General features: G+C 61.2%; 9 protein-coding genes. 3 read left to right on the top strand and 6 right to left on the bottom strand.

Going from position 1 to position 13,321, the window contains the following annotated elements:
• Nucleotides 1-153: 153 nt before the first annotated feature.
• On the bottom strand, nucleotides 154-4,761 hold the full coding sequence (gene gltB / locus H4Q31_RS05680) for a glutamate synthase large subunit (protein ID WP_185178109.1): 4,608 nt from the start codon (nucleotides 4,759-4,761) through the stop codon (nucleotides 154-156).
• Nucleotides 4,762-5,183: 422 nt separating this feature from the next.
• Between gltB and H4Q31_RS05675 the strand changes: the two genes are divergently transcribed.
• Nucleotides 5,184-5,408 carry a hypothetical protein gene (locus H4Q31_RS05675; protein ID WP_185178108.1) on the top strand — a complete coding sequence of 75 codons (225 nt, stop codon included), beginning with the start codon at nucleotides 5,184-5,186 and terminating at the stop codon, nucleotides 5,406-5,408.
• 410 nt (nucleotides 5,409-5,818) lie between these two features.
• On the opposite strand, the gene H4Q31_RS05670 is transcribed toward H4Q31_RS05675, so the two are convergent.
• Together H4Q31_RS05670 and H4Q31_RS05665 are read right to left on the bottom strand one after the other, a co-directional pair.
• The gene (locus H4Q31_RS05670) at nucleotides 5,819-7,951 is read right to left on the bottom strand and encodes a YhgE/Pip domain-containing protein (RefSeq protein ID WP_185178107.1); all 2,133 of its coding nucleotides are present in this window, start codon (nucleotides 7,949-7,951) and stop codon (nucleotides 5,819-5,821) included.
• 146 nt (nucleotides 7,952-8,097) lie between these two features.
• Nucleotides 8,098-8,685 (bottom strand): TetR/AcrR family transcriptional regulator, encoded by a 588-nt coding sequence (locus H4Q31_RS05665; protein ID WP_185178106.1) that lies wholly within the window; start codon nucleotides 8,683-8,685, stop codon nucleotides 8,098-8,100.
• A gap of 334 nt (nucleotides 8,686-9,019) precedes the next feature.
• Between H4Q31_RS05665 and H4Q31_RS05660 the strand changes: the two genes are divergently transcribed.
• A complete protein-coding gene (locus H4Q31_RS05660) occupies nucleotides 9,020-9,403 on the top strand; it encodes a PilZ domain-containing protein (RefSeq protein WP_185178105.1) in 384 nt (127 codons plus the stop codon).
• Nucleotides 9,404-9,539: 136 nt separating this feature from the next.
• Here the strand turns inward: H4Q31_RS05660 and H4Q31_RS05655 are convergent, their stop codons facing one another.
• Nucleotides 9,540-10,784, bottom strand: a complete 1,245-nt coding sequence (locus H4Q31_RS05655) for an RluA family pseudouridine synthase (RefSeq protein ID WP_245347504.1) — start codon at nucleotides 10,782-10,784, stop codon at nucleotides 9,540-9,542.
• Nucleotides 10,785-11,074: 290 nt separating this feature from the next.
• Between H4Q31_RS05655 and H4Q31_RS05650 the strand changes: the two genes are divergently transcribed.
• Nucleotides 11,075-11,401, top strand: coding sequence for a hypothetical protein (locus H4Q31_RS05650; protein WP_185178104.1), 327 nt, complete (start codon nucleotides 11,075-11,077; stop codon nucleotides 11,399-11,401).
• A 57-nt stretch (nucleotides 11,402-11,458) separates the two neighbouring features.
• Here H4Q31_RS05650 and H4Q31_RS05645 read toward each other — a convergent pair whose 3' ends face one another.
• Nucleotides 11,459-12,127 carry a tetratricopeptide repeat protein gene (locus H4Q31_RS05645; RefSeq protein ID WP_185178103.1) on the bottom strand — a complete coding sequence of 223 codons (669 nt, stop codon included), beginning with the start codon at nucleotides 12,125-12,127 and terminating at the stop codon, nucleotides 11,459-11,461.
• Between the two features lie 110 nt (nucleotides 12,128-12,237).
• The coding region (locus tag H4Q31_RS05640) for an ATP-dependent helicase C-terminal domain-containing protein (protein ID WP_311771692.1) at nucleotides 12,238-13,321 on the bottom strand (1,084 nt) is incomplete at its 5' end.

The raw sequence follows: 13,321 nt of genomic DNA, 5'->3' as shown, positions 1-13,321 counted from the left end.
ACCTCTGAACGTCCAGGACCGGGCCGCAGTCCATGCCGTATCAGAGGCTTGAGGTATCGCTTCTATCGCGGAGACGGAATACATAGGCAACAAAAAAATCCCCCGGAGCCGACCTCAATCGGCTTTCCGGGGGATAGACGCACACACTTCAGTTTAGTTCCCGCCCGCCCGCGCCATGTCGCGCAGATTGGCTTCGAATGCGGCCAGCAGCGCCTTCTCGCCGGTGAGGCCTTGCGCCTCGACCTTGGCGATCTGCTCGAGCATCCGCTTGTAGTCCTTCGGAATGACCTTCACGACCTTCGGCAGCAGCTCATCCCACTGCGCCAGCACGCGGCCGCCCAGCTCGCTGCCGGTGTAGCCGACATGCTTCTCGATCAGACCGCGCACTTCGGCGATCTCGGCGGCATCCTCGAGGTTCTCGAGCGCCACCATCTCGAAGTTGCAGCGGCGGACGAAGTCGCCGTCCCAATCGATCACGTACGCGATGCCGCCCGACATGCCGGCCGCGAAGTTGCGTCCGGTGCGGCCGAGGATGACGACGCGTCCGCCCGTCATGTACTCGCAGCCGTGATCGCCCACGCCTTCCACGACGATGCTCGCGCCGCTATTGCGGACCGCGAAGCGCTCGCCCGCGATGCCGCGAATGTAGGCTTCGCCGCTCGTTGCACCGTAGAACGCCGTGTTGCCGGCGATGATGTTCTCCTCCGCCTTGAACGTCGCCTTCGGCGAAGGCTGGACGATGATCTTGCCGCCCGACAAGCCCTTGCCGATGTAGTCGTTCGCATCGCCCTCGAGCCGAAGCGTCATGCCCTTCGGCACGAAAGCGCCGAAGCTCATGCCGGACGTGCCGACGAAGCGGAAGTCGATCGTGTCTTCCGGCAAGCCGTCCTTGCCGTAGCGCTTCGTCACTTCGTGGCCGAGAATCGTGCCCACGACGCGGTTCGTGTTCTTGATCGGGAACGTGCCTTCCACGCGCGACCCGTTCTCCAGCGCAGGAGCCGCTGCATCCAGCAGCGTCCGCAGATCGAGGGACTCCTCGATCAGGTGGTCTTGCTTCTTCGCATTATAACGATAAGAGCCTTCCGGCAGCTCCGGCATGTGCAGCAGATCGGTCAGGTCGACGCCCTGCGCCTTGAAGTGGCTGATCGCCTTCTTCGTATCGAGGCGGTCGGTCCGTCCGACCATCTCCTCGATTGTGCGGAAGCCGAGCTGTGCCATAATCTCGCGCAGCTCTTGCGCCAGGAAGTGCATGTAGTTGACGACATATTCCGGGTCGCCCATGAACTTCTTGCGCAGCTCCGGATTCTGCGTCGCGACGCCGACCGGGCACGTATCGAGCTGGCAGACGCGCATCATGATGCAGCCTAGCACGACGAGCGGCGCGGTGGAGAAGCCGTATTCCTCGGCGCCAAGCAACGCGGCGATCGCGATATCGCGGCCCGTCATCATCTTGCCGTCGGTCTCGACGATAACGCGGTCGCGCAGGTTGTTCAGGATCAGCGTCTGATGCGTCTCGGCAAGGCCGAGCTCCCACGGCAGACCCGCGTGGCGGATCGAGCCGATTGGGGACGCGCCGGTGCCGCCGTCGTAGCCGCTGACGAGGATGACGTCCGCGCGGGCCTTCGCCACGCCGGCCGCAACCGTGCCGACGCCGACTTCGGAGACGAGCTTGACGTTGATCCGCGCATGGCGGTTCGCGTTCTTCAGATCGTGGATCAGCTCCGCCAAGTCCTCGATCGAGTAGATGTCATGGTGCGGCGGAGGCGAGATGAGGCCGACGCCCGGCGTCGTGCCGCGGACTTCGGCAACCCACGGATATACTTTGCGTCCCATAAGCTGTCCGCCTTCGCCCGGCTTCGCGCCCTGCGCCATCTTGATCTGGATCTCTTCCGCGTTCGCCAAGTAGTAGCTCGTGACGCCGAAGCGTCCCGACGCGACCTGCTTGATCGCGCTGCGGCGCAGATCGCCGTTCGCATCCGGCTTGAAGCGCGCCGGATCCTCGCCGCCTTCGCCGGAGTTCGACTTGCCGCCGATCCGGTTCATCGCGATCGCGAGCGACTCGTGCGCTTCCTTGCTGATCGAGCCGAACGACATCGCGCCCGTCTTGAACCGCTTGAAGATCGACTCGACCGGCTCGACTTCCTCTAGAGGCACCGGCGGCTGATCGAACTTGAAGTCGAGCAGCGAGCGCAGCGTGCGAATCTCTTCGTATTCGCCCTGCACGAGCGCCGAGAACTTCTTGTAGGTCTCGTAATTGTTCGAACGGGTCGCCATCTGCAGCGTATGGATCGTCTTCGGGTTAAACAGATGGTCTTCCCCGTCCTTGCGCCATTGGTAGTCGCCGCCGGAATCCAACTCGCGCACAGCGCCTTCCTGCTTCTCGTACGCGCGGTTGTGCGGCTTCAGCGCTTCTTCCGCGACGACATCCAGTCCAACGCCGCCAATGCGCGAAGGCGTCCACGTGAAGTACTCGTCGATCACGTCGCTCTTCAGGCCGATCGCCTCGAAGATCTGCGCGCCGCGGTACGACTGGATCGTCGAGATGCCCATCTTCGACAGCACCTTGACAACGCCCTTGTTGGCTGCCTTCAGGTAATTCTTGACCGCCTTCTCATGCGAGATATTCCGCAGCCGGCCTTGGCGGATCAGATCGTCCAGCGTCTCGAACGCCAGGTACGGGTTCACCGCGCTGACGCCGTAGCCGAGCAGCAGCGCGAAGTGATGCACCTCGCGCGGCTCGCCGGACTCGAGCAGAATGCTCACCTTCGTCCGCGTACCTTGGCGAATCAGATGGTGATGCAGCGCCGATACGGCCAGCAGCGACGGTATCGCCGCGTTGTCCGCATCGATATCACGGTCGGACAGAATCAGGATGTTATGCCCGCGAGCGATGACACGGTCAGCCGCCTCACACAATGTTTTCACAGCATCGCGCAGTCCTTGTTCCCCTTGATCCGCTGGGAAGAAGATCGGCAGCGTGATCGACTTGAAGCCCGGACGGTGCACATGGCGCAGCTTCGCGAAGTCTTCGTTCGAGACGATCGGCGATTGCAAGCGGATATGCCGGCAGCTCTCCGGCTCCGGACTCAGCAAGTTCCGCTCCGGTCCGATCGTCGTATACGTCGACGTGATGATCTCCTCGCGGATCGCGTCGATCGGCGGGTTCGTCACTTGCGCGAACAATTGCTTGAAGTAGTTGAACAGGCGCTGCGGACGTTCCGACAGCACAGCCAACGGCGCGTCGTAGCCCATCGAGGCGAGAGGTTCCGCGCCGCTCGCCGCCATCGGCTCGATGATCTTGCGAATATCCTCGAACGAATAGCCGAACGCCTGCTGGCGCTGCTGCACGTTGTCGTGATTCGCCTCCGGCAGCTCCGGCGCTTCCGGCAGCTCGTCGAGATCGATCAGATGATCGCTGAGCCATTCGCGGTACGGATGCTCAGTCACGATCTTCTTCTTGACCTCTTCATCGGAGATGATGCGGCCTTCCTTCGTGTCCACGAGCAGCATGCGGCCCGGACGCAGACGGTCCTTGAGCACGATGTCCTCCGGCGGCAGCTCAATAACGCCAGCTTCGGACGCCATGATGATGAGGTCGTCCTTCGTCACATAATAACGCGCCGGACGCAAGCCGTTGCGGTCGAGAATCGCGCCGATCTGAACGCCGTCGGTGAAGCCCATGGCGGCAGGTCCGTCCCATGGTTCCATCAGCGTGCTGTGATATTCATAGAATGCCTTTTTATCATCGTCCATATGCTCGTCGTTCTGCCATGGTTCCGGTACCATCATCATGGCAACGTGGGCGAGCGGGCGTCCGGCCAGATACATGAACTCGAACGTGTTGTCGAACTTGCCGGTGTCGGAGCCGTCATGGTTGATGATCGGCTTGACCTTCTCCAGATCGTCCGCGAACAGCTCCGATTCGAACAGCGTCTGGCGGGCATGCATCCAGTTCTCATTGCCGCGCAGCGTGTTAATCTCGCCGTTGTGGATCATATAATGGAACGGATGCGCGCGCTCCCAGCTCGGGAACGTGTTCGTCGAGAAGCGGGAGTGAACGAGCGCGATCGCCGTGACGACCTTCGGATCGTGCAGCTCGAGGTAGAACTCGCCGACCTGCTCGGTCGTGAGCATACCTTTATAAATAATCTTCTTGCTCGACAGGCTGCTGAAGTAGAACATGTCGCCGCCCGGCACGTTCTCCGCATACCGGATCGCCTTCTCGGCGCGCTTGCGGACGACGTACAGCTTCCGCTCGAACGCCAGATCGTCCTTCAGCCCTTCCGGACGAGCGAGGAACACTTGGCGCACGAACGGCTTCACGCGCTTGGCCGAGATGCCGAGCATGTCGTCGCGAGTCGGCACGGTTCTCCAGCCGATGACCTCTAAGCCTTCTTCGGCCGCTACCTTCGCCAGGGCCTCCTCATGCTTCATCCGCTGCGATTCCTCTTGGGTCAGGAACAGCATGCCGACAGCGTAACCGCCCTCTTCCGGCAGCTTGAAGCCAAGCTTGATGGCCTCGTCGGAGAAAAAATCATGCGGGATCTGCAGCAGAATGCCCGCGCCGTCGCCGGAGTTCGGTTCGCTGCCCTGACCGCCGCGGTGCTCCATGTTGATCAGCAGGGAGAGCGCTTGTTCGACGATCTCATGCGACTTGCGGCCTTTGATGTGGGCGACGAAGCCCATGCCGCAGGCGTCTTTCTCGTATTGCGGATCGTACAGGCCCTGCTTCGGGGGCAAGCCGTTAACTAGCTCTTTCATATAAACGCAACCTTTCTGTAGGAAGAGTTTGGATGGAAGCATCGCGACGACACGGTAAAGTGCAAAAGCCCCAAATTGCTGTAAACGATCCGCGAACGGCAGCCCCGCAGGACACGCCGTCAACGAATCGTCCGACATTACGGATGTGATCAACAAGCCTGACTGAGATATCTGTTAATATTGACAAATAATATCGCGATTGTCACCAGATAGAACGTTCGGAATCAGGGATGTTTTATAATTATTCATTTTGTATTTATAGTATTTTAACACCAGCGTGTGAGGTATGGCAATTTAATATTTTTATGAAGGCGATAACAATTGTTGCTCTTTGCGAACAAGCACAGGATCAGAAGCGGCGAATGTTCGGAAAATGGTAGATTCTGAGCGCCATGTCAGCAACCGGCGCACGGACGCGCGACTTGGACAGCTTGCGCGTGATGGATGCATGCAGGCGATCTGGCCGCCATCATTGGCGGTTCCTGGCGATTGTTGCGCATGTAGTCGATCTATTCGCCTTCTTTGGCCGTTTTCTGGCGATTGTTGCGCATGTAGTCGATCTATTCGCCTTCTTTGGCCGTTTTCTGGCGATTGTTGCGCATGTAGTCGATCTATTCGCCTTCATAGACGGTTACTCCTGCGATTGATGCGCATGTAGTCGATCTGGTGACCCTCTTCAGCGGATAATCGTCAGCTCCCCTACATTCAAATGCATAAATATACAATCCGCCATCGAATCCTGCCAGGTCGCCGCGCCAAATTGAATGCGGTATTCATATCCTCTCCATGTACGATTCCCCAAAGAGCTCTCGAGCCCGCTAACAGACTCATGTTTTGACGCGAATGCTTCTTCCGCAGAAAAAAAAGCCGCTCCGCAGGGGCAAGCCCCCGGGGTCGGCTACTCTGATTCTTTGCATGCCGCTGCTCTGATTCATTGCTTCCTTGCGCATCGCTGATCTGCTTTTTTGCTTCTTTGCTTCTTGCTTCTTTACGCATCGCTGCTCTGATTCTTTGCTTCTTTGCGCATCGCTGATCTGCTTCTTTGCTATTCGTACGATTAGACCGCCGCCGACGCTTCATCACTATACATGTGCGTGTTCGTGTTCGCGATGCGCCGCGCGCGCAGCAGGAACAGCGCAAGAATCAGCGCGACGAACACTACGGCGTAGTACGCCAGGACGAGCAGCTCGCCGCCGATTTGCGAAGCCGTTCCGCCCCCGAGCACGTAGCGGACCGCCTTGATGGCGTATGTCATCGGCATCCAGTCGCCGATGCGTTGAAGCCAGCCTGGCAGCAACTCGCTCGGATAGGTGCCGGCGCTCGACGCCAGCTGCAGCGTTAGCAGAATAATCGCGATGAACCGTCCGACGTTGTCGGCCAGCGTAACGAAGAAATGCACGATCGTCATGAACGTCAGTCCGATCACGGCGCTTACCGCGTAGAAGAGCGGGACGTTCGGCACGTCGAGTCCGAGCCCGGCAATGAGCAGCGTATCGGCCAGGATGACTTGAATCAGCACCAGCGGCCCGAACAGCATAAGCTTCGACAGATACCAGCGCCAGCCGCTTCTCACCGTGCCGGCTGCATCGCGCAGCGGAATGATAATCGTGGACAGCATGACGCCGACGTATAAGCCCAGCGCCAGGAAGTACGGCGTCATGCCGGTGCCGTAGTTCGGAATGTCGGCCAGCTTATGCTCTTCGACCTGGATCGGATCGGCGAACATGTCGGCTTGCTGTTCGGTGCCTGCCAATTCGGAGGCTTGCCCGGATGCGTCGCCGAGCTTGCTCGACAGCTCCTGAGAGCCGTCCTGCAGCTCCATCAGCCCGCTTGCCAGCGACTGCGTGCCGCCCTGCAGCTGCGCCGAGCCGTCCGTCACCTGCAGCAAGCCCTTGTCCGCCGCGCTAAGGCCCGAGCTTAGCTCCGCTGCCCCGCTCGCAAGCTCCTTGGCGCCCGCGGCCAGCTTGCCCGCGCCAGCGCTTGCTTCGCCGAGCTTGCCGCCGAACGTACCCGCGCCGGCCTTCACCTGGCCGACGCCCGCTTGCAGCTCGGATGCGCCTGCAGCCAGAGACTGCTGCCCGGCCGCCAGCTGAGCTGCGCCGTCCGCTAGAGCGGCCGTGCCTTGCTGCAGTTGATCGGCGCCGCCGGCGACGGACTGTGCGGCTGCCAGCAGCTGCTGGAACGCCGCGTCGTCCGCCATGCCGCCATGCGCTTCGGCGTACTGCTGCAGCCCCGCGGCCAGCTTGCCCGCGCCGTCCGCTACGCCGGCGCTGCCTTCCTTCGCGCTTGCCGCGCCTGCGGCCAGCGTCTGCCCGCTCGCGGCGAGCTGCTCCGCCCCCGCCGCCAGCTTGCCTGCCGCCGCGGCTGCCTGATCGGCCCCGCTCGCCAGATCGCTGCCTCCGGCTGCCAATTGCTGCAGCCCGTCGGCCAACGCCTCGCTGCCGCTGGACAGCGTCGTCGCTCCGGCAGCCAATTCCCCGGCTCCGCCGGCCAGCTTGCTCACGCCTTCCTGCACCTGCGTCGCGCCGCTAGCCAGCTTCGCCAGATTATCGCGGAGGCGCTGTGCGCCCTCCTCCGCCTCCTTCGCTCCGTCCGCCAGCTTGGACGCTCCGCCGGAAGCTTCCTTGAAGCCGTCCGCCGCTTCGCCCACGGAATCAAACACTGCATCGGCATAAGCCTTGGTCACAGCTTGGCCAACCTTCGTCCGCAGCGCTTCCGACGCTTCGGAACCGATCTTGGAGGTTAAATAGTTATACCCGTCATCGACGTAATATTGGATTTGCGCCGGCTGCGGCGTCTCGTCCTTCAGCGTCGCCGCCTTCTGCGAGAAGTCTTCCGGAATGACGAACGCCATCGAGTAGCGATGAGACTGAAGGCCGGACATCGCCTCCTCTTCGTCCGTGAATTCCCACTTGAAGTCATGCGTGCTCTTCAGCTCATCTGCCAGATCCTGGCCGACATGCAGCGCCGTACCGTCCATCTCGGCTCCCTTATCTTCGTTAACGACCGCTACAGGCAGCTTATCCAGCTTGCCGTAAGGATCCCAGAAAGCCCCGATCAGCATGCCGCTGTACAGCAGCGGAATGACCATCAGGCCGACCATGGAGACCATCGTCATCTTGTTGCTCGTCAGCCGCTTCCATTCGCCTCGGATCGGTCCGTATGGCGGACTCTTCTTCTTACCTGCCATCTCTCTTCACTCCCTAGTTGCTCATTATATTGTACGGTACGAATTGACCGTTTTCCCCATTCGGTCACTTCGATGCATAAAAAAGGGCCGCAGCGTATCTCAGTGCTGCGCCAGGCTGCAATATGCCCTCCGCCGCTCCAACCGGATCAGCGAATCGCCAGCCCCTCGATACAGTAAAATCGAAAATGCGCTAGCACTTCCTCTTTCCCGAGCGGCGGATGCGAATGATGGTTATCGTCCGTCAGCGCCAAATACATTTTCAACATCATATAGGCTGTCAGCTCGGGGTCGCACGCCCGAATCTCGCCCTTCTCCGATGCTTCCTTCACGTGTCGCGCGATATAACCGACAAGCGCTCGCTCGACCGCCTCCAAGCCTTGCTTGGCATGCGGCGTCCCGATATCGCGTACCTCCTGCGACAGCTTCGCTGCCAGTGCGTGCCGGTCCCTGTAATCCAGCACCCGATGCAGCACGTTCATCAGATTGTCGGCGAATGGGAGCGAAGGATTCAGCGTCTCGTCGGCCACGACCCGCAGATCGCAGATCAGCCCGTTCATAATCTCGTCGAAAAGCTCCTCCTTGTTGGCATAGAACGTGTAGATCGTTCCCTTGCCTACGCGCGCCAGCTTCGCAACCTGATCCATCGTCGTCCCCTTGTAGCCGAATCTCGCGAACGAGAGAGCGGCCGCTTCCGTCACCTGCTTGCGCCGGTCCGGCGTTCTGCGTTCCTGCATGGTCCCATCCCCTCCTTCCATCCGCGCCCTAACGGGGACTCTCGTCGTTGCGCATTTATTTAGCATATCCCCATAGCTCAGAGCCTGTATTTATCGGCCGCACAAGTGACTGACCAAAATAACAATTCGGTCATTTCGTTCTAGAGTAAAATATCACAGCTGCTATCAATTTTCAAGTCGGCATTGTCACCAATTTGCCATTTTCCGTCCAATCGCTGACGGGATTTTTACAAAAAGTGAATAGGCTGAGCCCGTCGTTCTGTCGTATACTGGGGGTTGCAGGACAAATTTGTCGATTTTTGATCGGACTCACTTTAATGGAGGTTGACCGCGATTGAATCTATCGAGACGCAACGAACCGTTTCGCTATTTGTTCGAACCGGGCATCCCCTGTCTAATTCGCCCTTACGAGATGAACCTTCAAACGATCTTCCACACGAAGCAAGCGCAAGCCGAACTGCTCGATCTGAGTCCGCGGGGCTGCAAGCTCGACTGCGCGCTGAACTTCCGGGCGACGGACAACGAATGCAAGCTGGTGCTGAACCTTCAATTGGCGAGCAGCCTGGAGCTGCGGGGCACGATTCTCTGGCAGGAGGTGCGCGCGCACGGCTTCCGTTACGGAATTCGGTTCGTGGATGGAGTCCAGCAGTCAATCACCAATGAACTCAAGCAATATACGCGTCGCAAAAATCATTCGAAGACCGAGCCGTCTTCATGAAGCCAGGCTCGGGCAGAGCGCTGGTGCGGGTGAGCGCTGGCGCGGCACCGCGCGGGCACGGGCAGAGCGCGGGCGCAAACGCGGGCTCGCACTCTCCCTTTGGCTCAGGTGCAAGCTTAGCTCTTGTAGCCGCTGGCTACTCCTGCTGTTCCCGCTCGCGCAGCTTGTCCAGCGCCGCGCTGAAGTCGTCCGGCAGCGGCGCCCTCGCGGACAGTAGCTCGTTCGTCCACGGATGGTGCCAGAGCAGCTGCTCCCCGTGCAGCGCCTGCCGGGAGATGAGCCCCCTCTTGCCACCGTACAGCCCGTCGCCTGCGAGCGGATGGCCGATCGCCGACAGATGCACTCGAATCTGGTGCGTCCGCCCCGTCTCGAGCCGCAGCCGAACGAGCGTATGATCGGCGAATCGCTCCACCACCTCGTAATGCGTGACGGCCGAATCCCCGGTCTCGCTGACCCGGCGCTTCGTCGAGTGATGGCGGTCCTGCCCGATCGGCTTGTTGATGGTCCCCCGGTCTTGGGACAGCATGCCTTCCGCCAGCGCTAAGTAGATGCGTTCGATCTTCTTCTCGCGCATCTCCTTGTCATACTGATAGTGCGCGAACTCGTTCTTCGCATACAGCACCGGGCCGGTCGTCTCCTTGTCGATCCGGTGTATGTGGCGCACTCGGACATCCTGGTTCGACATCTCGTAATAAGCCGCGACCGCATGCGCCAGCGTCCGGCGCTGCCCCTTCTCGCTCGGATGCACCTCGATGCCCGAAGGCTTGTTCACCACCAGCGTGAAGTCATCCTCGTACAGCACGTTCAGCTCCATCCAGTCGGAAGGGAAGTCCCGCTCCTCCGCAGGGAACAGCTGAAGCCGCAGCTTGGAGCCTTGCAGAACAAGCCCCTTATTGTGCATAAGCTTCGTGACGAGCTTCGGCGCAAGCGGCGTATGCTCCAGGACCCTCTGCACCGGCTCGCCCATGAGCGTCTCGGGCACGCGGATCTCCAGCCACTCGCCTTTGCGATGGCCGGGCTTTAACATCTCCTCCGGAACCGGCGGCCACCCTTGCCGCTCCGCCGACCTATGCGCCGCTGGCCTATGCCCCGCCGCCGTTCCATGAGACGCCTTCGCCGGACCGCCGCTCCGGCCGGGCCGCTCGCCTCCATGGCCGCGGTCCGCCCGCACGCCGGTCGCTTCGGCGCGGTTCGATCGTCCGCCGTTAGCCCTGCCGCGCCGATCGCCATGTCCCGCGTTCGCCCCGGCCTGGCGCACGCCCTGCTTCGGCGGCTTGCCTCCGAGGCGGTCCGTCCGGCCGCCTCTATCCTCTCCGCGGCCGCGGCCGCTCCGTCCCTTCGGTTCCTGGCGCTGCTGACGGCTGCGTCCGGCTCCTCTCATCGTCGATCCACTCCGTTCTCAAGGTTCGCCCCACAATATACGCCGCCGGCATCCTTCTTGTCAAATAGGCCCGCAATTGGGGCAATATTGCCGGGTTCAGGCACTCCCGCTGGCCTCGCGCGACTGTCGAAACGTCGCCGAATTATTACGTTTTGTTTACAAGCCGCCATTTCGTTGAAACTCTACAAAATAACCTAAATTAACACCGTTTCCACATTCTGCAACTCATGATAATTTGAGTGTAGGGGCTTGTCCCCGCTATCTAATCGCCAATATAGGAGGATGGGACAATGGACACGAACGAAGAACTCATCGTAGAACAACCGGAAGCGGAAGCGGCTGCAGAAGCATCCGAAGCGGCGGAAGTTGTTGAAGCAACGGAAGCTGCCGAAGCGGTTGAAGCAGAGGTTGCAGCCGAAGCTGCCGAAGAAGCAGAAGCGGTTGCCGAAGCGGCAGAGACGGTCGACGAGGCCGAAGCGGAAGCGGCTGCCGTAACGGAAGCGGCCCCCGAGGAAGTTGCCGAAGCAGCGGAAGAAGCCTCCGCAGCGGCTGAAGAACCGGTTGCCGAAGCAGCCAATGAAGAAGCCGAAGCTGCTGAGGAAGCTCCGGCTGAATAATGTTATTCTCTTGAAGGGGAGCCTAGCGGCAGGCTCTCCTTTCACATTTTCGGACCGTTACTGCGCCTTAAACCTGCTTCGCAGCGCCCACTTGCGCTCACGTCTCTTCATATAACGCGGCAGCGACCGATAGATCGTTAAGCATTCGCGATAAGACTCGCGCGCCTCCTCCGTCCGCCCCATCGACTCGTAAATCTCCCCCAGCCGGAAATAGGACTCGCAGGACGAAGATTGAATCTCCTGGAACTGCTTCAAATACGCCAGTGAGCGGTCGGGATCCGACTTCGCGAACGCATCTCCCAGGCGAAGGTACGGCAGGCCGTATTTGACCCGCGGGCTGATCTCCAGCGCCTTCAGCATCGCCCGTTCGCCTTCCTCGATATGCCCCAGCGCCAATTCGCAAAGCCCCAGGTCGCTCCAATATTCCGCCGAATGCTCCATCTGGCGCTCGATGCCGAGCAGAATATCGCGGGCTGCCTTGTAATTCTTCCCCTCGATCTCCAGACGGGCCAGCTCCTGCTTCGCCGACACGTCATGCGGATTGATCGCCAGCTGCCTGCGCATGCGGGAAGCCGCGCTTCTTCTACGGAACGGACGCAGCAGGTTTGGCGACAAGCCGATGTACCTTCTCTCCAGCACATACGCGATAATAAGCAGCACGATAATGGCCAGGAACGGATTGCCGAGCAGCCACCACAGCAGGCCGAACAGAAATATAGATTTCACAAGGAGCCCTCCTTCCGGGCATCGGAACGTTCTAGCAAGTTGCCTTCATCATACCACATTCAGGAAGACTTGGGGCGAGAGCATCCGGTTCGTCGAGAAAGGTGTTTGGCTCAAGGCGCAGGCGGGCGCACCCTCCGGGTGGCCGTGGCCTCGAGCGGATCGTCGGGCCAGAAGTGCTTCGGATACCGGCCCTTCAAGTCCTTGCGCACTTCGAAGTAGCCGCTTCGCCAGAAGCTGGCCAGGTCGCGCGTCACCTGCACCGGCCGCTGGGCCGGCGACAGCAGATGCAGCGTCAGCGGAACGCGGCCCCCTGCGATGCGCGGCGTATCGGACAGGCCGAACATCTCCTGCAGCCGAACCGCCAATGCGGGCGCATCCGGGTCTGAATAGTCGATCGGAATACGAGAGCCGCTCGGCACCGTCACATGCGTCGGCGCCTCCCGTTCGAGCTCGTTCCGCTTCTCCCACGGCAGCGCAGCCTCCAATAGATTCGTCAGATTCAGCCGCTGCAGATCGGCCCGGCTGCGCATCCCTTGAGCGTAAGGCGCAAGCCACTCTTCCAACGTATTCAGCAGCCCTTCGTCCGACCAATCCGGCCAGCCGCCGGCGTGGCGGCCGAGGAACAGCACGCGCTCCTGCAGCTGGCGTGCCGATCGGCTCCAAGGCAGCGCGGACAGCCCGAGCTCGCGGATGCCTTGAAGGAGCGCTTCGGCGACGAGCTCCGGATCGGGCTTCGCCAGCGGCCGCTCCTGCAGCGTGATCGCACCCAGCCGAGTCACGGCGCGCGCCCGTACAGCTTCCGCTTCGGAGTCCCAGCGGACCGCTTCTTCCGTGCGGATCAAGTCCGCGAAGTGCCGTCGCAGATCCTCTTCGGCGAGAGCCGCAGCCAGCTGTATGCGGCCCTCCAGCCCTTGATCGTCGAGCTCGGCGATGACGATGTACTCGGATGCGGCGAGCGGATCGCTCTCCGCCAAGGCCGCGCCCCGGCCGCCGCTAAGCGTATAGCGGCCCGGACCGCGCCGCCGGGCGATGCGGTCCGGGTACGCGAAGCCGAGCAGGACGCCGCAAGCGGCGGCTTCGCCGGCGAGATGCGCGGCGAGCGGCGCGCCGACTGGCGGCGAGGCGGCAAGCGAGCGCGGCGTGGCTGCAGGCAACGGCTCGGCTGTTGGCGAGACGGCGGGCGTCGGTGCCGCT

The sequence above is a fragment of the Cohnella lubricantis genome, from assembly GCF_014212015.1.
In the GTDB taxonomy this organism is placed as follows: domain Bacteria; phylum Bacillota; class Bacilli; order Paenibacillales; family Paenibacillaceae; genus Cohnella; species Cohnella lubricantis.
Note: the sequence above shows the minus strand (reverse complement) of the source record. Positions and strands in the feature narration are given on the sequence as shown.

What these genes read in the sequence shown, in the direction of transcription:
- gltB (WP_185178109.1), bottom strand. Translation starts at nt 4,761, where the DNA reads ATGAAAGAGCTAGTTAACGGCTTGCCCCCGAAGCAGGGCCTGTACGAT.
- H4Q31_RS05670 (WP_185178107.1), bottom strand. Translation starts at nt 7,951, where the DNA reads ATGGCAGGTAAGAAGAAGAGTCCGCCATACGGACCGATCCGAGGCGAA.
- H4Q31_RS05665 (WP_185178106.1), bottom strand. Translation starts at nt 8,685, where the DNA reads ATGCAGGAACGCAGAACGCCGGACCGGCGCAAGCAGGTGACGGAAGCG.
- H4Q31_RS05655 (WP_245347504.1), bottom strand. Translation starts at nt 10,784, where the DNA reads ATGAGAGGAGCCGGACGCAGCCGTCAGCAGCGCCAGGAACCGAAGGGA.
- H4Q31_RS05650 (WP_185178104.1), top strand. Translation starts at nt 11,075, where the DNA reads ATGGACACGAACGAAGAACTCATCGTAGAACAACCGGAAGCGGAAGCG.